This window comes from Xanthomonas arboricola pv. guizotiae (assembly GCF_002940205.1).
Lineage (GTDB): Bacteria > Pseudomonadota > Gammaproteobacteria > Xanthomonadales > Xanthomonadaceae > Xanthomonas > Xanthomonas arboricola_C.
Genome location: NZ_MDSK01000001.1, coordinates 85,453 through 103,045, shown reverse-complemented (window position 1 = coordinate 103,045; position 17,593 = coordinate 85,453). Strand labels below are relative to the sequence as shown.

Below are 17,593 nucleotides of genomic sequence, written 5' to 3'. Positions count from 1 at the left end.
AGAATTCCGTGAAGTTGACGGAGTTTCGTCCTGCCAGCTATACTTCCCTGTCTCGGCGGGCCGTTTTTCGGCCTGCCTTCGTTTTCGTGCAAGGCCGTCTCGGCCTCTCAATCAGAAGAATCAACTGATGACGACGATCAATCAGCTGGTCCGCAAGCCTCGGCAAGCGACCACCTACAAGAGTGCCTCCCCGGCACTGGACAAGTGTCCGCAGCGCCGTGGCGTCTGCACACGCGTCTATACCACTACCCCGAAGAAGCCGAACTCGGCCCTGCGTAAGGTTGCCAAAGTGCGCCTGACGAACCAGGAAGAGGTCATCAGCTACATCGGTGGTGAAGGCCACAACCTGCAGGAGCACTCCGTGGTCCTGATTCGTGGTGGCCGCGTCAAGGATCTTCCCGGTGTGCGTTATCACACCGTCCGTGGTTCGCTGGACGCCGCCGGCGTCGCAAAGCGCCGTCAAGGTCGTTCCAAGTACGGCGCCAAGCGCCCGAAGAGCTAAGGAAACACTCCAATGTCCCGTAAAGGTTCTACTCCGCAGCGCACCGTCCTGCCTGATCCAAAGCATGGCAGCGAAACCATTGCCCGCTTCATCAATATGGTGATGCAAAGTGGCAAGAAGTCGGTTGCTGAGAAAATTGTCTATGGCGCAATGGACGTCATTGGCGAAAAGAATCCGAATGCCGTCGAGCTGGTGCAGAAAGCACTGGACAACGTGGCCCCGGCTGTCGAAGTCAAATCGCGTCGCGTCGGTGGTGCTACCTATCAGGTGCCCGTCGAAGTGCGCTCCTCCCGTCGCATGGCGCTGGCAATGCGCTGGTTGATCGACTCCGCGCGCAAGCGTGGCGAGAACACCATGCCGCGCAAGCTGGCTGCAGAACTGTTGGACGCCTCGGAAAGCCGCGGCGGCGCGATCAAGAAGCGCGAAGAGACGCACCGTATGGCGGAGGCGAACAAGGCGTTCGCACATTACCGCTGGTGACCTCGTGGGCCTTGGTAACGGGGCCCTTCAGCACCATCTGAGTGCTGTTTGCGACGCGTTACGCGTCGCATTCAATCCGAAGGCCGCCGAAAGGCGGCGTTCGGCCATCCGAAATCCAAGAAATTGAGAGGCTCCCCGTGGCCCGCACCACCCCTATCGAGCGTTACCGCAACTTCGGCATCATGGCCCACATCGATGCCGGCAAGACCACCACTTCCGAGCGCATCCTGTTCTACACCGGTGTCAGTCACAAGATCGGCGAAGTCCATGACGGCGCTGCAGTGATGGACTGGATGGAGCAGGAGCAGGAGCGTGGTATCACCATCACCTCTGCTGCGACCACTGCGTTCTGGTCGGGCATGGACAAGTCCATGCCGCAGCACCGCTTCAACATCATCGACACCCCCGGGCACGTTGACTTCACCATCGAAGTGGAGCGCTCCTTGCGCGTGCTCGACGGTGCGGTGTTCGTGTTGTGTGCCGTCGGTGGCGTGCAGCCGCAGTCCGAGACCGTGTGGCGCCAGGCCAACAAGTACTCGGTGCCGCGCATGGCCTTCGTCAACAAGATGGACCGTACCGGTGCCAACTTCGACAAGGTCGTCGAGCAGCTGAAGGCCCGTCTGGGTGCCTACGCCGTGCCGATGCAGGTGCCGATCGGCGCCGAAGACGGCTTCGAGGGCGTGGTCGACCTGCTCAAGATGAAGGCGATCCATTGGGATACCGCATCGCAGGGCACCACCTTCGAATACCGCGACATCCCGGCCGATCTGGTCGAGATCGCGACCGAGGCGCGTTCGTTCATGGTCGAGGCGGCTGCAGAAGCCAGCGAAGACCTGATGGACAAGTACCTCAACGAAGGCGACCTGAGCGAAGAGGAGATCCTGGTGGGTCTGCGCGAGCGCACCCTGAAGGTGGAAATCGTGCCGGTGTTCTGCGGTTCGGCGTTCAAGAACAAGGGTGTGCAGGCCATGCTCGACGGCGTCGTGCACCTGCTGCCGTCGCCGGCCGACCGTCCGCCTGTCCAGGGTATCGATGAGGACGAGAAGGAAGACACCCGTCCGGCCACCGATACCGCGCCGTTCTCGGCGCTGGCGTTCAAGATCATGACCGACCCGTTCGTGGGCTCGCTGACGTTCTTCCGTGTCTACTCGGGCACGTTGAACTCCGGCGACCAGGTCTACAACCCGGTCAAGTCGAAGAAAGAGCGCGTGGGCCGCATCCTGCAGATGCACTCCAACAATCGCGAAGAGATCAAGGAAGTGCGCGCTGGCGACATCGCCGCTGCCGTGGGTCTGAAGGACGTCACCACCGGCGACACGCTGTGTGCGCAGGACAAGGTCATCACCCTGGAGCGCATGGTGTTCCCGGAGCCGGTGATCTCGATGGCGGTGGAGCCCAAGACCAAGTCGGACCAGGAAAAGATGGGCATGGCCCTGGGCCGTCTGGCGCAGGAAGATCCCTCGTTCCGCGTCAAGACCGACGAGGAATCCGGCCAGACCATCATCTCGGGCATGGGCGAGTTGCACCTGGACATCATCGTCGACCGCATGCGTCGCGAGTTCAACGTCGAGGCCAACGTCGGCAAGCCGCAGGTGGCCTACCGCGAAACCATCCGCAAGTCCGACGTCAAGTCCGACTACAAGCACGCCAAGCAGTCCGGTGGTAAGGGTCAGTACGGTCACGTGGTGATCGAGCTGTCGCCGATGACCGAGGAAGATCGCAAGAGCGACAACGTCAAGGACGATTTCCTCTTCATCAACGACATCACCGGCGGCATCATTCCGAAGGAATTCATCCCCTCGGTCGAAAAGGGTCTGCGCGAGACGATCACCAGTGGTCCGATCGCTGGCTTCCCGGTGGTGGGCGTGAAGGTCAAGCTGGTGTTCGGCTCGTACCACGACGTCGACTCTTCGGAAATGGCGTTCAAGCTGGCCGCGTCGATGGCGTTCAAGCAGGGCTTTGCGAAAGCCAGCCCGGTGTTGCTGGAGCCGATCATGAAGGTCGAAATCGTCAGCCCGGAGGATTACCTGGGTGACGTGATGGGCGACGTGAGCCGCCGTCGTGGCGTGCTGCAGGGTCAGGACGACAGCCCGTCGGGCAAGATCATCAACGCGATGATACCGCTGGGTGAAATGTTCGGCTATGCGACCTCGCTGCGCTCGATGAGCCAGGGCCGCGCGACGTTCTCGATGGAATTCGACCACTACGAAGAGGCACCGGCCAACATCGCCGACGCCGTCACCAAGAAGGGCTGAGTTCGCTCAGCCGCTTCTCACAAATTTTTCAATTAGAGGTAGTTAGTCATGGCAAAAGCGAAATTTGAGCGCACCAAGCCGCACGTGAACGTCGGCACCATCGGTCACGTCGACCATGGCAAGACCACGTTGACAGCCGCGCTGACCAAGATCGGTGCTGAGCGTTTCGGTGGCGAGTTCAAGGCGTACGACGCGATCGACGCGGCGCCGGAAGAGAAGGCGCGCGGCATCACGATTTCGACCGCCCACGTCGAATACGAATCCCCGACCCGTCACTACGCGCACGTCGACTGCCCCGGCCACGCCGACTACGTCAAGAACATGATCACCGGTGCGGCGCAGATGGACGGCGCGATCCTGGTGTGTTCGGCCGCTGACGGCCCGATGCCGCAGACCCGTGAGCACATCCTGCTCTCGCGTCAGGTCGGTGTGCCGCACATCGTGGTGTTCCTGAACAAGGCCGACATGGTCGACGACGCCGAGCTGCTTGAGCTGGTCGAGATGGAAGTGCGCGAGCTGCTCAGCAAGTATGACTTCCCGGGCGATGACACCCCGATCATCCACGGATCGGCGCGTCTGGCGCTGGACGGTGACCAGAGCGACATCGGCGTGCCGGCGATCCTGAAGCTGGTCGAGGCGCTGGATTCGTTCATTCCGGAGCCGACCCGCGACGTCGACCGTCCGTTCCTGATGCCGGTCGAAGACGTGTTCTCGATCTCCGGCCGCGGCACCGTGGTGACCGGTCGTATCGAGCGCGGCATCATCAAGGTCGGCGACGAAATCGAAATCGTCGGCATCCGCGACACCCAGAAGACCACCGTCACCGGCGTGGAAATGTTCCGCAAGCTGCTGGACCAGGGTCAGGCAGGCGACAACGCCGGTCTGCTGCTGCGCGGCACCAAGCGTGACGACGTCGAGCGCGGCCAGGTGCTGTGCAAGCCGGGTTCGATCAAGCCGCACACCGACTTCGAGGCCGAAGTCTACGTGCTGTCCAAGGACGAGGGTGGCCGTCATACCCCGTTCTTCAAGGGCTACCGTCCGCAGTTCTACTTCCGCACCACCGACATCACTGGCGCCTGCCAGCTGCCGGAAGGCGTGGAGATGGTCATGCCGGGCGACAACGTGAAGATGGTCGTGACCCTGATCAACCCGGTCGCGATGGACGAAGGTCTGCGCTTCGCCATCCGTGAAGGCGGTCGTACCGTCGGCGCCGGCGTGGTTGCCAAGATCATCAAGTAAGTCCTGCAGCCCGGCGGCTTTCAGTCGCTGGATCTGCAAAAGGGAGGGTCGGCGCAAGCCGGCCCTTTTTTTGTGCGCCAGGTCGGGGGGATGTGCTTGCGGGGGCGTATTGACGGACCAGGGCGCTTGCACAGGTAAAAGTCCATCGCTATAATGCGCGGCTCGGTGTCCCTGGGTAGGGCGCTGAGTTACAGCGAAAAGAACGGCAGGATGCCGCTCGTGTTCGCCAGACCGGGAAGGTCGCGTTGCATGGAGCACTCAACAACTCACGTGTTGTTGACCGTGCTCTTGTTGCGCACTATACTTTTCCGTCTGGGCAGGCCGGTTTACCGGTCTGCTTCAGTTTTTGGGCGGAGGAAATGCCCTCGCCAGCAGGACGCGCGGCGATTTCATTTACGTCAGGAATATCGGGGCAGGTATCCCAGAGGCCTTGCCCGTCGCTCTTTTAACGAAGGAAGCTTCCGTCATGTCGGAACAAAAGATCCGGATTCGGCTGAAGGCGTTCGATCATCGTTTGATCGACCGTTCGGCCAGCGAGATCGTCGAAACGGCTAAGCGGACCGGCGCGCAAGTGCGTGGCCCGATTCCGTTGCCGACCAAGATCGAACGTTACACCATCCTCGTATCCCCGCATGCCGACAAGGATGCGCGTGACCAGTACGAAACCCGCACGCACAAGCGTGTGCTCGATATCGTCGACCCGAACGACAAGACCGTGGACGCGCTGATGAAGCTCGAACTCGCGGCTGGCGTCGACGTACAGATCAAGTTGACCTGAGGACTACGACCATGACGAAGAAATATTCGTTGGGCTTCGTGGGCCGCAAGGCTGGCATGAGCCGCGTCTTCACTGAAGACGGCCGCTCGGTGCCGGTTACGCTGATCGAAGCAACTCCGAACCGCATCGCGCAGATCAAGACCGTTGAAACCGACGGTTACAGCGCAGTGCAGATTACCGTTGGCGCGCGTCGCGCCGCACTGGTCAACAAGCCGGCTGCTGGCCACTTCGCCAAGGCGAAGGTGGAAGCGGGTCGCGGCCTGTGGGAATTCCGCGTTGAAGATGCGCAGCTCGGCGATTTCGCCGTCGGCGGCGAAATCAAGGCGGACATCTTCGCCATCGGCCAGAAGGTCGACGTCCAGGGCGTCACCAAGGGTAAGGGTTTCCAGGGCACCATCAAGCGCTACAACTTCCGTATGGGCGATGCAACTCACGGTAACTCGCTGTCGCATCGCGCGCCGGGTTCGTTGGGTCAGCGCCAGACCCCGGGTCGCGTTTTCCCGGGTAAGAAGATGTCGGGCCACATGGGCGCCGTGCAGCAAAGCACGCAGAACCTGGAAGTGGTCAAGGTCGACGTCGAGCGTGGTCTGATTGCTATCCGCGGCGCCGTGCCTGGCGCAGCTGGTGGCGACGTGATCGTCCGTCCGGCGAGCAAGGCATAAGGAGAGATGACGATGGAACTCGTTATCACGGGTAGCAACAACAAGGTCTCGGTCTCCGATGCCGTGTTCGGTCGCGAATTCAGCGAAGATCTGGTCCACCAGGTCGTCGTCGCTTATCGCAACGCCGGTCGCGCCGGTACCAAGGCACAGAAGACGCGTTCGGAAGTTGCGGGCACGACCAAGAAGTCGAAGAAGCAGAAGGGCGGCGGTGCGCGTCATGGCGCGCTGACGGCTCCGATCTTCGTCGGCGGCGGCGTGACCTTCGCGGCCAAGCCGCGCAGCTTCGAGCAGAAGGTCAACCGCAAGATGTACCGTGCGGCCATCTGCGCGATCTTCTCCGAGCTGAACCGTCAGGGCCGTCTGATGATCGTCGACGCGTTCGACCTCGAAGCGACCAAGACCAAGGGCCTGATCGAAAAGCTCAAGGGACTGGATGTGGGCAAGCGCCCGCTGATCGTCACCGAGGAAGCCTCCGAGCACCTGTATCTGTCCGCCCGCAATCTGCCGTATGTGCAGGTGCGTGATGTGCAGGGTCTGGATCCGGTCGCTCTGGTCGGGGCCGATACGGTCGTGATCACCGCCGATGCGGTCAAGAAGGTCGAGGAGTGGCTGGCATGAGCAGCAACGAAAAAATCTTCAGCGTGCTGCGTGCTCCGCGAGTCTCCGAAAAGACCGCGCGCCTGCAGGAAATCTCCAACCAGTATGTCTTCGAAGTTTCGAACGAAGCCACCAAGGCCGATGTAAAGGCCGCGGTTGAGCAGCTGTTCGACGTCAAGGTCAAAGCGGTCAACGTGGTCAACGTCAAGGGCAAGAGCAAGTCCTTCCGTAACCGTGCTGGCAGCCGTGGCAATTGGCGCAAGGCGTACGTCCGCCTGGTTGATGGTCAGTCCATCGACGTAACGGCCAAGGCCTGAGGTCCATCCCATGCCATTGATGAAGTTCAAACCCACCTCTCCCGGCCGTCGTTCCGCCGTGCGCGTGGTCACCCCTGATCTGCACAAGGGCGCACCGCACGCGGCGCTGCTCGACTCGCAGAGCAAGTCCGGTGGTCGTAACCACCATGGCCGCATCACCGTGCGTCACGTCGGTGGTGGTCACAAGCAGCACTACCGCATCATCGACTTCAAGCGCAACAAGGAAGGCATTCCGGCGCGTGTGGAGCGGATCGAATACGATCCGAACCGTACCGCTCATATCGCCCTGCTGTGCTACGTCGACGGCGAGCGCCGCTACATCATCGCCCCCAAGGGCCTGAAGGCTGGCGACCAGGTCATTGCCGGTGCCAACGCACCGATCAAGACCGGCAACACGCTGCCGCTGCGCAACATCCCGGTCGGTACGACGGTCCACGGTATCGAGCTGAAGCCGGGTAAGGGCGCTCAGATCGCACGTGCTGCCGGTGCAGCCGTCCAGCTGGTCGCTCGCGAAGGCATCTATGCCACGCTGCGTCTGCGCTCGGGCGAAATGCGCAAGGTGCCGGTCGAGTGCCGCGCCACCATCGGCGAAGTCGGCAACGACGAGCACAACCTCGAGAAGCTGGGCAAGGCTGGCGCCAAGCGCTGGCGCGGCGTTCGTCCGACCGTTCGCGGTGCGGCGATGAACCCGGTCGATCACCCGCACGGTGGTGGTGAGGCCAAGGCTGGCCAGGGTAATCCGCATCCGGTCACCCCGTGGGGTGTTCCGACCAAGGGTTACAAGACGCGCAAGAACAAGCGCACCCAGCAATTCATCGTCCGCGATCGTAGGGGCTAATCGACCATGGCACGTTCACTCAAGAAGGGCCCGTTCGTCGATCACCACCTTGCAAAGAAGGTGGAGTCCGCTGCGGGTAGCAAGAAGCCGATCAAGACCTGGTCGCGCCGTTCGATGATCCTGCCGGAAATGGTAGGCATCACCATCGCCGTGCATAACGGCAAGAACCACATTCCGGTGCTCGTCAACGAGAATATGGTCGGCCACAAGCTCGGCGAATTTGCCGTCACCCGGACCTTCAAGGGTCACGGTGGCGACAAGAAGTCGAGCAGGTAAGGAGAGATGACGATGGAAGCGAAAGCAATCCTGCGCACCGCGCGCATCTCCCCGCAGAAGGCCCGCCTGGTCGCTGACCAGGTGCGTGGTTTGTCCGCCGAGCGTGCGGTCAATCTGCTGAAGTTCTCGGACAAGAAGGCTGCACACCTGATCAAAAAGGTTGTGGAGTCGGCTATTGCCAATGCCGAGAACAATCAGGGCGCGGATGTCGACGAGCTGAAGGTCAAGACCATCATGGTTGATGAAGGTCCCTCCCTGAAGCGTTTCATGGCGCGGGCGAAAGGCCGCGGTACCCGCATCCTCAAGCGCACCAGTCACATCACTGTGATTGTCGGCGCCGCCAAGTAAGCGGAAAGGAAAAGACCATGGGTCATAAAGTTCATCCGACTGGAATTCGCCTTGGCATCGCCAAGGACTGGAATTCCAAGTGGTACGCAAGCAAGGCCGACTTCGCCGCCTACCTGGCAGCCGACCTGAAAGTGCGTGAAATGCTGCGCAAGAAGCTCGCGCAGGCAGGTATCAGCAAGATCTTGATCGAGCGCCCTGCCAAAACCGCCCGCGTGACGATCCACACCGCCCGTCCGGGCGTGGTGATCGGCAAGCGTGGCGAGGACATCGAAAAGCTGCGTAAGGAAGTGAGCGCGATGATGGGTGTTCCTGCCCACATCAACGTCACCGAAGTGCGCAAGCCGGAGCTGGATGCGCAGCTGGTCGCCGAGTCGATCGCGCAGCAGCTTGAGCGTCGCATCATGTTCCGCCGTGCAATGAAGCGCTCGGTCGGCAACGCGATGCGCTTGGGTGCCTTGGGCATCAAGGTCAATGTGGCTGGCCGCCTCAACGGTGCAGAAATCGCCCGTTCGGAGTGGTACCGCGAAGGCCGCGTGCCGCTGCACACGCTACGTGCCGACATCGATTACGGTTTTGCCGAGGCGTCCACGACGTACGGCATCATCGGCATCAAGGTCTGGATCTATAAGGGTGAGGTCTTCGACTTCTCCCAGGTTGGCCAGGAGAAGCAGGACGACAGCCCGCGCAACGATCGTAACGATCGCGGCGACCGTGGTGATCGTCCTTCGCGCCCGGCTCGTGAAGCGAGGTAACGGCAATGTTGCAACCCAAGCGAACCAAATATCGCAAGATGCACAAGGGCCGTAACGACGGCCTGGCATGGAGCGGAAACGCCGTCAGCTTCGGCGAGTACGGCCTCAAGGCAACCGCGCACGGTCAGCTGACCGCGCGTCAGATTGAAGCAGCACGTCGTACGATCAGCCGCCACGTCAAGAAGGGCGGCAAGATGTGGATTCGTGTGTTCCCCGACAAGCCGATCACCAAGAAGCCGATCGAAGTCCGCATGGGCTCCGGCAAGGGCAACGTGGAGTACTGGGTCGCGCAGATTCAGCCGGGCCGCATGATCTATGAAATCGAGGGTATTCCCGAAGATATCGCACGTGAGGCGTTCCGCCTTGCCGCCGCGAAATTGTCGGTGACCACCACTTTCGTGACCCGGACGGTGCGCTGATGGATATCAAACAACTCCGCGAGAAGTCGGCTGACGAACTGAAGGCCCACCTGACCGATCTGCGTAAGGAGCAGTTCTCGCTCCGTATGCAGCAGGTCACCGGCCAGCTGCCGAAGACCCACGATACCCGCCGGGTGCGCCGCGACATTGCTCGCGTCAAGTACCTGCTCGGCAGCACCAAGTAAGGACGGCCGCGATGAGCGACAACAACGAAAAGCAAGCGCTGCGCACGGTCGAAGGCCGTGTCGTCAGCAACAAGATGGACAAGACGGTCACCGTGTTGGTGGAGCGCCAGGTCAAGCACCCGTTGTACGGTAAGTACATCAAGCGCTCGTCCAAGCTCCACGCACACGACGCCGACAATGCCTGCAACGAAGGCGATGTCGTGCGTGTGACCGAGATTGCTCCAATGTCCAAGACCAAGAACTGGCGGGTGGTCGAAATCGTCACCCGTTCGGCCGAATAAGGGAGATCTGAATCATGATCCAGATGCAGAGCTACCTCGATGTCGCCGACAATTCGGGTGCCAAGGAAGTGATGTGCATCAAGGTGCTGGGCGGCTCCAAGCGCCGTTACGCACACATTGGCGACATCATCAAGGTGACCGTCAAGGACGCCATTCCGCGTGGCAAGGTCAAGAAGGGCGAAGTCTACGACGCCGTCGTGGTGCGTACCCGCAAGGGTGTGCGCCGTCCCGACGGTTCGCTGATCCGCTTCGATGGCAACGCCGCTGTGCTGTTGAACAATAAGCAGGAGCCGATCGGGACCCGCATCTTCGGGCCGGTGACGCGCGAGCTGCGTTCCGAGAAGTTCATGAAGATCGTCTCGCTCGCTCCCGAAGTGCTGTGAGCGGAGGACATATACATGGCTAACCGTATCAAGAAGGGCGACCAGGTCGTCATCAACACCGGCAAGGACAAGGGTAAGCAGGGTGAAGTCGTGCGTGTGGACGGCGATCGCGTGATCGTCGCCAACGCCAACGTCATCAAGCGCCACACCAAGCCGAACCCGCAGGCGGGTGTCGCCGGCGGCGTGGTCGAGCGTGAAGCGTCGATCCATATCTCCAACGTCAATATCGTCAACCCGGCAACGGGCAAGGGCGAGCGCGTTGGCTTCAAGGTGCTGGAGGATGGACGCAAATTGCGTGTGTTCCGCTCCAGCGGTGAGGCGCTCGACGCCTGAGGAATGCGATCATGAACACTCGTCTCGAAAAGTTTTACAAGGAAAACGTGGTGCCGGCCCTGATGAAGGAATTCGGCTACACCAATCCGATGGAAGTGCCGAAGCTGGTTAAGGTCACGCTCAACATGGGCGTGGGCGAGGCGGCTACCAACAAGAAGATTCTGGAAAATGCGGTCGCCGACATGTCCAAGATCTCCGGTCAGAAGCCGGTGGTCACCAAGTCGCGCGTTTCGGTCGCATCGTTCAAGATTCGTGACGGTTGGCCGATCGGCTGCAAGACCACGTTGCGTCGCGCCAAGATGTACGAGTTTCTGGATCGTCTGATCAACATCTCGCTGCCGCGCGTGCGCGACTTCCGTGGTGTTTCCGGTCGCTCCTTTGACGGTCGTGGCAACTTCAACATGGGTGTGAAGGAACAGATCATCTTCCCGGAAATCGATTTCGACGCCGTCGACGCGATTCGCGGTATGGATATCGCCATCACCACCACCGCCAAGACGGATGCGGAAGCGAAGGCGCTGCTGGCAGCGTTCAAGTTCCCGTTCCGTAACTGACCGTCGAGGACATCCGAAATGGCAAAGACCTCCATGATCCACCGCGACATCAAGCGTGCAAAGCTGGCGAAGAAATTCGCCGGCAAGCGTGATGCGCTGAAGAAGATCCTCTCCAGTCAGGATGCGTCCTACGAAGAGAAGATCGATGCCTCGACCAAGTTGCAGAAGCTGCCGCGCGATTCGTCGCCGAGCCGCCATCGCAACCGTTGCGAGCTGTCCGGTCGTCCGCGCGGTGTCTACCGCAAGTTCGGTCTGGGTCGCAACATGCTGCGCAAGGCCACGATGAACGGCGACGTTCCGGGCCTGCGCAAGGCAAGCTGGTAACAGCAGTGTCGGCCGTTCGCGGCCGGCTTGAACAGGATGGTTCTGTTCAACACGGGAGTCCGACGCAAGTCGGGCTCTTTTGTCGTATACTTCCGCTCCTGTCTTGCCCGCACGGGCCTGGCATGGCGTCAAGGGTCCTGGCCCATCCCCAGGAAAACACAAGATTTTCGCGAAAGCGGATATCGGTGCACTCAAAGGTACTCATATGAGCATGACTGATCCCATCGCCGACCTGCTGGTACGCATCAAGAATGCGGCCGCGGTTGGTAAGCAGACGGTGAAATTGCCGTCGTCCAAGATCAAGGTCGCGATCGCCCAGGTCCTGAAGGACGAGGGTTACATCACCGACCTGCGCGTGACAGCGACCGAGAACAACAAGTCGGAGCTGGAAATCGTGCTGAAGTATTTCGAAGGCCGTCCGGTCATCGAGACCCTGAAGCGTTTCTCGCGCTCGGGTCTGCGCCAGTACCGCGGCAAGACCGAGCTGCCCAAGGTCCTGGGTGGCCTGGGTATCGCCATCATTTCCACGTCGAAGGGCATCATGACCGATGCGCAGGCTCGCGAAGCCGGCGTTGGTGGTGAAGTCCTGTGCTTCGTGGCCTAAGGGAAGGAATCGATCATGTCCCGTGTAGCCAAGAAGCCTGTTTCCCTTCCGAAGGGTGTTGAACTCAAGGTCCAGCCCGAGCTGGTCAGCGTCAAGGGTCCGAAGGGCACCCTGACCCTGCCGAAGCCGGTTGGCGTCGAAATCGCCATCGACGGCGACGTTGCCACGCTGTCGGCCAACGAACCGTCGCAGATCGCCATCACCGGCACCGTGCGCGCCATCCTTGCCAACATGGTCAAGGGTGTGTCCGAGGGCTTCGAGCGCAAGCTCGAGCTGGTCGGCGTCGGTTACCGTGCCGCCATGCAGGGCAAGGACCTGAGCCTGGCGCTCGGCTTCTCGCACCCGCTGGTGTTCGTGGCGCCGGAAGGCATCACGCTGTCGACCCCGACCCAGACCGAAATCGTGGTCCAGGGCGCCGACAAGCAGCGCGTCGGCGAAGTTGCCGCCAAGATTCGCGGTTTCCGTCCGCCGGAGCCCTACAAGGGCAAGGGTGTGAAGTACGCCGGTGAAGTCATCATTCGCAAGGAAGCCAAGAAGGCTTAATGGCGAGTCCCTCGCAAGAGCCCGCACATCCCTGTGCGGACTTTTGACAGGAACGCGCTCTCCCTTCAGCTTCCGTAGGACACATATCATGAGCATCAACAAAAACATCGCCCGTCTGCGTCGCGCCAAGTCCACCCGCTCGCACATCCGTGAGCTGGGCGTCGCCCGTCTGTCGGTGCTGCGCACCGGTCAGCATCTGTACGCGCAGGTCTTCACCGCCGACGGTTCCAAGGTGATCGCTGCGGCGAACACCCTGCAGGCCGACGTCAAGGACGGCCTGAAGAACGGCAAGAACAGCGATGCGGCCGTCAAGGTCGGCAAGCTGATCGCCGAGCGCGCCAAGGCTGCGGGCATCGAGAAGGTCGCATTCGACCGCTCGGGCTACCGCTACCACGGCCGCATCAAGGCGCTGGCCGATGCAGCGCGCGAAGGCGGCCTGCAGTTCTAAGTACTGCTGCGGATGCGGTCATCGACCACATCCGCGTTACCGCCGGCAGGGGAGATGCCGGACCGTCCCGTTCTTTTGCAACGGTGCCGGGAACACAGCGTGACTCCACAACCATAAGCGGCTTCGAGCCGTACATACTCAATCAGTCAAGGAATCAAGATGGCAGAAGAACGTGCACCGCGGGGTCGTGATCGCGACCGTAACCGCGAAGAGAAAGTCGACGATGGCATGATCGAGAAGCTGGTCGCGGTCAATCGCGTCAGCAAGACGGTCAAGGGCGGTCGCCAGTTCACCTTCACCGCGTTGACCGTGGTCGGCGATGGTCTGGGCAAGGTCGGTTTCGGGTATGGCAAGGCGCGCGAAGTGCCGGTCGCCATCCAGAAGTCGATGGAGCAGGCGCGCAAGAACCTGGCAACTGTCGATCTGAACAACGGCACCTTGTGGCATGCCGTCAAGTCGGGCCACGGCGCAGCACGCGTCTACATGCAGCCGGCGTCGGAAGGTACGGGCGTCATCGCTGGCGGCGCCATGCGCGCAGTGCTGGAAGCGGTTGGCGTCAAGAACGTGCTGGCCAAGGCAGTTGGTTCGCGTAACCCGATCAACCTGGTCCGTGCAACCCTGAAGGGTCTGTCGGAAGTGCAGTCGCCGGCACGTGTTGCTGCCAAGCGCGGCAAGAAGGTCGAGGAGCTCAACCATGGCTAATGACACCAACAAGACCGTGAAGGTGCGCCTGGTGCGTGGCCTGCGTGGAACCCAGTCGCGTCATCGCCTGTCGGTGCGTGCGTTGGGCCTGAATAAGCTCAACGATGTGCGTGAACTGAAAGACAGCCCGCAGGTGCGTGGTCTGATCAATACGGTTCACTACCTCGTCAAGGTTGAGGAGTAACTCAATGACTCTGCGTCTTAATGACCTCAAGCCGGCCGACGGCGCCCGTACCGAGCGCACCCGCGTCGGTCGTGGTATCGGTTCGGGCCTCGGCAAGACCGCTGGTCGCGGTCACAAGGGTTCGTTCGCCCGTAAGGGTGGCGGCAAGATCAAGGCCGGCTTCGAAGGCGGCCAGACCCCGATGCAGCGCCGTCTGCCGAAGATCGGTTTCCGCTCCAAGATGGCGCGCGATACCGCTGAAGTGTTGTCCTACCAGCTGGACAAGCTGGATGCCGGTGATGTCGACTTTGCAGCGCTGCGTGCGGCCAACCTGGTCCCGAGCCGCGCCAAGAAGGCGAAGATCGTGCTGAAGGGCGAGCTGAGCAAGAAGTTCGTGCTGAAGGGCGTTGCGGCGACCGCAGGCGCCAAGGCGGCAATCGAAGCTGCCGGCGGCAGCGTAGAGGAGTAATCGGCAGATGGCGCAGGCTGGCATTGGTAACCTCGGTGGCGGGCTCGGCAAGTTCACGGAACTTCGCCAGCGGCTACTGTTCGTCCTCGGGGCATTGATCGTCTATCGCATCGGCTGCTATGTGCCGGTGCCTGGCGTGAATCCCGATGCCATGCTTTCGTTGATGCAGGCGCAGGGCGGCGGCATCGTGGACATGTTCAACATGTTCTCGGGCGGCGCCCTGCACCGTTTCAGTATTTTTGCGTTGAACGTGATGCCGTATATCTCGGCATCGATCGTGATCCAGTTGGCCACGCATATCTTTCCCGCCCTCAAGGCGATGCAGAAGGAAGGCGAATCCGGTCGACGCAAGATCACCCAGTATTCGCGTATCGGCGCGGTGTTGCTGGCGGTGGTGCAGGGCGGCAGTATCGCGCTGGCACTGCAGAACCAGACCGCGCCTGGTGGCGCGCCGGTGGTGTATGCGCCGGGCATGGGCTTCGTGCTCACCGCGGTGATTGCGCTGACCGCCGGCACCATCTTCCTGATGTGGGTGGGCGAGCAGGTCACCGAGCGTGGCATCGGTAACGGCGTATCGTTGATCATCTTTGCCGGCATCGTGGCAGGCCTTCCGTCGGCGGCGATCCAGACCGTCGAGGCCTTCCGCGAAGGCAATCTGAGCTTCATCTCGCTGCTGCTGATCGTCATCACCATTCTGGCGTTTACGCTGTTCGTGGTGTTCGTCGAGCGCGGGCAGCGCCGTATCACGGTCAACTACGCACGCCGCCAGGGCGGTCGCAATGCGTACATGAACCAGACCTCGTTCCTGCCGCTGAAGCTCAATATGGCAGGCGTGATTCCGCCGATCTTCGCGTCCAGCATCCTGGCCTTCCCGGCCACGCTGTCGATGTGGTCCGGTCAGGCTGCTTCCGGTAGCGGCGTGGGTTCGTGGCTGCAGAAGATTGCCAATGCGCTCGGGCCCGGCGAGCCGGTGCACATGCTGGTGTTCGCCGCACTGATCATCGGTTTCGCGTTCTTCTATACCGCGTTGGTGTTCAATTCGCAGGAAACCGCCGACAACCTCAAAAAGTCGGGCGCACTGATTCCGGGTATCCGTCCGGGCAAGGCAACGGCCGACTATGTGGACGGCGTGCTGACCCGGTTGACCGCGGCAGGTTCGTTGTACCTGGTGATCGTCTGCCTGCTGCCGGAAATCATGCGCACGCAGCTGGGCACCTCGTTCCACTTCGGTGGTACGTCGTTGCTGATTGCCGTGGTGGTGGTGATGGACTTCATCGCACAGATCCAGGCACATCTGATGTCGCATCAGTATGAGAGTCTGCTGAAGAAGGCCAACCTCAAGGGTGGCTCGCGCGGCGGTCTGGCGCGCAGTTAAGTGGTACACTAGATCTTCATTGCGTGAAGACGGCCTGGTTCCCGGGCCACGATCTTCCGATCAGAAGGGCGGCTCGCGCGACGTCTCGCGCGCGGGTGTGGCGAGGTGGTCCTGTGCGGGGGGTAGTACAGGCGATTCGGAGAAGTCTTCTGGATCAACATCGTCCGGCGCCGGAGCGAGGGCACACTCCCCACGCCGGGTCCATGGAACTTTTGGTTCCACGGGCTTCAAAGCAATCCGAGGCCTTGCTACAATTCCGAGTTCACTTTTGATCCATCCTGCCGGGTGGCGCCTGGGCGCCGTCGGGCCATCACTCAGTTGGAGAATCGCGTCATGGCGCGTATTGCAGGCGTCAACCTGCCAGCCCAGAAGCACGTCTGGGTCGGGTTGCAAAGCATCTACGGCATCGGCCGTACCCGTTCGAAGAAGCTCTGCGAATCCGCAGGCGTTACCTCGACCACGAAGATTCGTGATCTGTCCGAACCCGAAATCGAGCGCCTGCGCGCCGAGGTCGGCAAGTATGTCGTCGAAGGCGACCTGCGCCGCGAAATCGGTATCGCGATCAAGCGACTGATGGACCTGGGCTGCTATCGCGGTCTGCGTCATCGCCGTGGTCTCCCGCTGCGTGGTCAGCGCACCCGTACCAACGCCCGCACCCGTAAGGGTCCGCGCAAGGCGATCAGGAAGTAAGGGATAGATCATGGCAAAGCCAGCAGAAAAGAAAACGAAGAAGAAGATCAAGCGCGTCATCACTGACGGCGTCGCTCACGTCCACGCTTCGTTCAACAACACCATCGTCACCATCACCGATCGCCAGGGCAATGCACTGTCGTGGGCTACGTCCGGCGGCGCCGGCTTCCGTGGTTCGCGCAAGTCGACCCCGTTCGCTGCTCAGGTTGCCGCCGAAAAGGCTGGCCGCGCTGCGCTCGACTACGGCGTGAAGTCGCTGGAAGTGCGTATCAAGGGTCCGGGTCCGGGCCGTGAGTCGGCCGTGCGTTCGTTGAACAACGTGGGCTACAAGATCACCAACATCATCGACGTGACGCCAATCCCGCACAACGGGTGCCGTCCGCCGAAGAAGCGTCGCGTCTAAAGGGAGCGATAAGAAATGGCTCGTTATATCGGTCCTACCTGTAAGCTCGCCCGCCGCGAAGGCGTCGATCTTTCCCTCAAGAGCCCGGCGCGCGCGCTGGACTCCAAGTGCAAGCTTGAGCAGAAGCCCGGCCAACATGGCGCGGCTCGCAAAGGCAAGCTCTCCGACTATGCGACCCAGCTGCGCGAAAAGCAGAAGGTCAAGCGTATCTACGGTCTGCTGGAGCGTCAGTTCCGCAACTACTACAAGAAGGCCTCGACCAAGAAGGGCAACACCGGCGAGAACCTGCTGCAGTTGCTGGAAACCCGTCTGGACAACGTCTGCTACCGCATGGGCTTTGCCGTCACCCGTCCGGCCGCGCGCCAGCTGGTGTCGCACCGTGGCGTGTTGGTCAACGGCAAGTCGGTGAATCTGGCTTCGTACCAGATCAAGGCTGGCGATGCGATCACGCTGTCGGAAAAGGCACAGAAGCAGCTCCGCGTGCAGGAAGCCCTGACCGTGGCTGAGCAGCACGACATGACGCCGTCGTGGGTCGAAGTCGATTCGAAGAAGTTCAGCGGCGTGTTCAAGGCCGTTCCGGATCGCGCTGACCTGCCTTCGGATATCAACGAAGCGCTGATCGTCGAGTTGTATTCGAAGTAATTCACATTGGAGAGCCTCCGGCACCGCCGGA

At 61.3% G+C, this 17,593-nt stretch carries 29 protein-coding genes; all 29 read left to right on the top strand.

Annotated features, from left to right (window positions below; all coding sequences use genetic code 11):
• Positions 1 to 127: 127 nt before the first annotated feature.
• The 29 genes from rpsL (at position 128) to rpsD (ending at position 17,562) form a co-directional block, all read left to right on the top strand.
• On the top strand, positions 128 to 502 hold the full coding sequence (rpsL, locus tag XarbCFBP7408_RS00585; RefSeq protein ID WP_002811712.1) for a 30S ribosomal protein S12: 375 nt from the start codon (positions 128 to 130) through the stop codon (positions 500 to 502).
• 12 nt (positions 503 to 514) lie between these two features.
• Entirely contained in the window at positions 515 to 982 is a 468-nt protein-coding gene (rpsG, locus tag XarbCFBP7408_RS00580) for a 30S ribosomal protein S7 (RefSeq protein WP_005993356.1), read from the top strand.
• A 137-nt stretch (positions 983 to 1,119) separates the two neighbouring features.
• Complete coding sequence (fusA, locus tag XarbCFBP7408_RS00575; RefSeq protein ID WP_046345811.1) at positions 1,120 to 3,237, top strand: elongation factor G; 2,118 nt, start codon at positions 1,120 to 1,122, stop codon at positions 3,235 to 3,237.
• A gap of 48 nt (positions 3,238 to 3,285) precedes the next feature.
• Positions 3,286 to 4,476, top strand: a complete 1,191-nt coding sequence (tuf, locus tag XarbCFBP7408_RS00570) for an elongation factor Tu (RefSeq protein ID WP_104560428.1) — start codon at positions 3,286 to 3,288, stop codon at positions 4,474 to 4,476.
• Between the two features lie 466 nt (positions 4,477 to 4,942).
• Positions 4,943 to 5,254, top strand: a complete 312-nt coding sequence (rpsJ, locus tag XarbCFBP7408_RS00565) for a 30S ribosomal protein S10 (protein ID WP_003486723.1) — start codon at positions 4,943 to 4,945, stop codon at positions 5,252 to 5,254.
• 11 nt (positions 5,255 to 5,265) lie between these two features.
• A complete protein-coding gene (rplC, locus tag XarbCFBP7408_RS00560) occupies positions 5,266 to 5,916 on the top strand; it encodes a 50S ribosomal protein L3 (RefSeq protein ID WP_104560426.1) in 651 nt (216 codons plus the stop codon).
• A 12-nt stretch (positions 5,917 to 5,928) separates the two neighbouring features.
• The gene (rplD, locus tag XarbCFBP7408_RS00555; protein WP_010371054.1) at positions 5,929 to 6,534 is read left to right on the top strand and encodes a 50S ribosomal protein L4; all 606 of its coding nucleotides are present in this window, start codon (positions 5,929 to 5,931) and stop codon (positions 6,532 to 6,534) included.
• Positions 6,531 to 6,830 carry a 50S ribosomal protein L23 gene (gene rplW / locus XarbCFBP7408_RS00550; RefSeq protein WP_002811694.1) on the top strand — a complete coding sequence of 100 codons (300 nt, stop codon included), beginning with the start codon at positions 6,531 to 6,533 and terminating at the stop codon, positions 6,828 to 6,830. Before rplD ends, rplW begins: the two co-directional genes overlap by 4 nt.
• Before the next feature lie 10 nt (positions 6,831 to 6,840).
• On the top strand, positions 6,841 to 7,668 hold the full coding sequence (gene rplB, locus XarbCFBP7408_RS00545; protein ID WP_003486715.1) for a 50S ribosomal protein L2: 828 nt from the start codon (positions 6,841 to 6,843) through the stop codon (positions 7,666 to 7,668).
• Positions 7,669 to 7,674: 6 nt separating this feature from the next.
• Positions 7,675 to 7,944 carry a 30S ribosomal protein S19 gene (gene rpsS / locus XarbCFBP7408_RS00540; RefSeq protein WP_005993369.1) on the top strand — a complete coding sequence of 90 codons (270 nt, stop codon included), beginning with the start codon at positions 7,675 to 7,677 and terminating at the stop codon, positions 7,942 to 7,944.
• A 12-nt stretch (positions 7,945 to 7,956) separates the two neighbouring features.
• Positions 7,957 to 8,292 (top strand): 50S ribosomal protein L22, encoded by a 336-nt coding sequence (gene rplV / locus XarbCFBP7408_RS00535; protein ID WP_002811686.1) that lies wholly within the window; start codon positions 7,957 to 7,959, stop codon positions 8,290 to 8,292.
• Positions 8,293 to 8,309: 17 nt separating this feature from the next.
• The gene (rpsC, locus tag XarbCFBP7408_RS00530; RefSeq protein ID WP_024938565.1) at positions 8,310 to 9,044 is read left to right on the top strand and encodes a 30S ribosomal protein S3; all 735 of its coding nucleotides are present in this window, start codon (positions 8,310 to 8,312) and stop codon (positions 9,042 to 9,044) included.
• A 5-nt stretch (positions 9,045 to 9,049) separates the two neighbouring features.
• Positions 9,050 to 9,463 (top strand): 50S ribosomal protein L16, encoded by a 414-nt coding sequence (gene rplP, locus XarbCFBP7408_RS00525; RefSeq protein ID WP_011036127.1) that lies wholly within the window; start codon positions 9,050 to 9,052, stop codon positions 9,461 to 9,463.
• Entirely contained in the window at positions 9,463 to 9,648 is a 186-nt protein-coding gene (rpmC, locus tag XarbCFBP7408_RS00520) for a 50S ribosomal protein L29 (RefSeq protein WP_104560424.1), read from the top strand. The genes rplP and rpmC overlap by 1 nt, the downstream gene beginning before the upstream one ends.
• An 11-nt stretch (positions 9,649 to 9,659) precedes the next feature.
• Positions 9,660 to 9,929, top strand: a complete 270-nt coding sequence (gene rpsQ / locus XarbCFBP7408_RS00515; RefSeq protein ID WP_016900663.1) for a 30S ribosomal protein S17 — start codon at positions 9,660 to 9,662, stop codon at positions 9,927 to 9,929.
• Between the two features lie 14 nt (positions 9,930 to 9,943).
• Positions 9,944 to 10,312 (top strand): 50S ribosomal protein L14, encoded by a 369-nt coding sequence (gene rplN / locus XarbCFBP7408_RS00510; RefSeq protein WP_003486699.1) that lies wholly within the window; start codon positions 9,944 to 9,946, stop codon positions 10,310 to 10,312.
• Between the two features lie 15 nt (positions 10,313 to 10,327).
• Positions 10,328 to 10,645 carry a 50S ribosomal protein L24 gene (gene rplX / locus XarbCFBP7408_RS00505; protein WP_104560422.1) on the top strand — a complete coding sequence of 106 codons (318 nt, stop codon included), beginning with the start codon at positions 10,328 to 10,330 and terminating at the stop codon, positions 10,643 to 10,645.
• Positions 10,646 to 10,656: 11 nt separating this feature from the next.
• Complete coding sequence (rplE, locus tag XarbCFBP7408_RS00500; protein WP_010371090.1) at positions 10,657 to 11,199, top strand: 50S ribosomal protein L5; 543 nt, start codon at positions 10,657 to 10,659, stop codon at positions 11,197 to 11,199.
• Between the two features lie 18 nt (positions 11,200 to 11,217).
• Positions 11,218 to 11,523 carry a 30S ribosomal protein S14 gene (gene rpsN, locus XarbCFBP7408_RS00495; protein WP_005917137.1) on the top strand — a complete coding sequence of 102 codons (306 nt, stop codon included), beginning with the start codon at positions 11,218 to 11,220 and terminating at the stop codon, positions 11,521 to 11,523.
• A gap of 205 nt (positions 11,524 to 11,728) precedes the next feature.
• On the top strand, positions 11,729 to 12,127 hold the full coding sequence (gene rpsH, locus XarbCFBP7408_RS00490; protein WP_010371096.1) for a 30S ribosomal protein S8: 399 nt from the start codon (positions 11,729 to 11,731) through the stop codon (positions 12,125 to 12,127).
• 15 nt (positions 12,128 to 12,142) lie between these two features.
• Entirely contained in the window at positions 12,143 to 12,670 is a 528-nt protein-coding gene (rplF, locus tag XarbCFBP7408_RS00485) for a 50S ribosomal protein L6 (protein ID WP_104560420.1), read from the top strand.
• 88 nt (positions 12,671 to 12,758) lie between these two features.
• Entirely contained in the window at positions 12,759 to 13,118 is a 360-nt protein-coding gene (rplR, locus tag XarbCFBP7408_RS00480; RefSeq protein WP_010371104.1) for a 50S ribosomal protein L18, read from the top strand.
• A gap of 159 nt (positions 13,119 to 13,277) precedes the next feature.
• Complete coding sequence (gene rpsE, locus XarbCFBP7408_RS00475; RefSeq protein ID WP_003486682.1) at positions 13,278 to 13,820, top strand: 30S ribosomal protein S5; 543 nt, start codon at positions 13,278 to 13,280, stop codon at positions 13,818 to 13,820.
• The gene (gene rpmD, locus XarbCFBP7408_RS00470) at positions 13,813 to 14,004 is read left to right on the top strand and encodes a 50S ribosomal protein L30 (RefSeq protein ID WP_064634203.1); all 192 of its coding nucleotides are present in this window, start codon (positions 13,813 to 13,815) and stop codon (positions 14,002 to 14,004) included. The genes rpsE and rpmD overlap by 8 nt, the downstream gene beginning before the upstream one ends.
• Before the next feature lie 4 nt (positions 14,005 to 14,008).
• Positions 14,009 to 14,452 (top strand): 50S ribosomal protein L15, encoded by a 444-nt coding sequence (gene rplO / locus XarbCFBP7408_RS00465; RefSeq protein ID WP_003486676.1) that lies wholly within the window; start codon positions 14,009 to 14,011, stop codon positions 14,450 to 14,452.
• 7 nt (positions 14,453 to 14,459) lie between these two features.
• Positions 14,460 to 15,827: a preprotein translocase subunit SecY gene (gene secY / locus XarbCFBP7408_RS00460; RefSeq protein ID WP_016900648.1), complete on the top strand. Its 1,368-nt coding sequence runs from the start codon at positions 14,460 to 14,462 to the stop codon at positions 15,825 to 15,827.
• 333 nt (positions 15,828 to 16,160) lie between these two features.
• Positions 16,161 to 16,517: a 30S ribosomal protein S13 gene (gene rpsM / locus XarbCFBP7408_RS00455; RefSeq protein WP_003486672.1), complete on the top strand. Its 357-nt coding sequence runs from the start codon at positions 16,161 to 16,163 to the stop codon at positions 16,515 to 16,517.
• 10 nt (positions 16,518 to 16,527) lie between these two features.
• Positions 16,528 to 16,920 (top strand): 30S ribosomal protein S11, encoded by a 393-nt coding sequence (gene rpsK / locus XarbCFBP7408_RS00450; RefSeq protein ID WP_003486671.1) that lies wholly within the window; start codon positions 16,528 to 16,530, stop codon positions 16,918 to 16,920.
• Between the two features lie 15 nt (positions 16,921 to 16,935).
• Positions 16,936 to 17,562: a 30S ribosomal protein S4 gene (rpsD, locus tag XarbCFBP7408_RS00445; RefSeq protein WP_024938562.1), complete on the top strand. Its 627-nt coding sequence runs from the start codon at positions 16,936 to 16,938 to the stop codon at positions 17,560 to 17,562.
• Positions 17,563 to 17,593 lie beyond the last annotated feature (31 nt).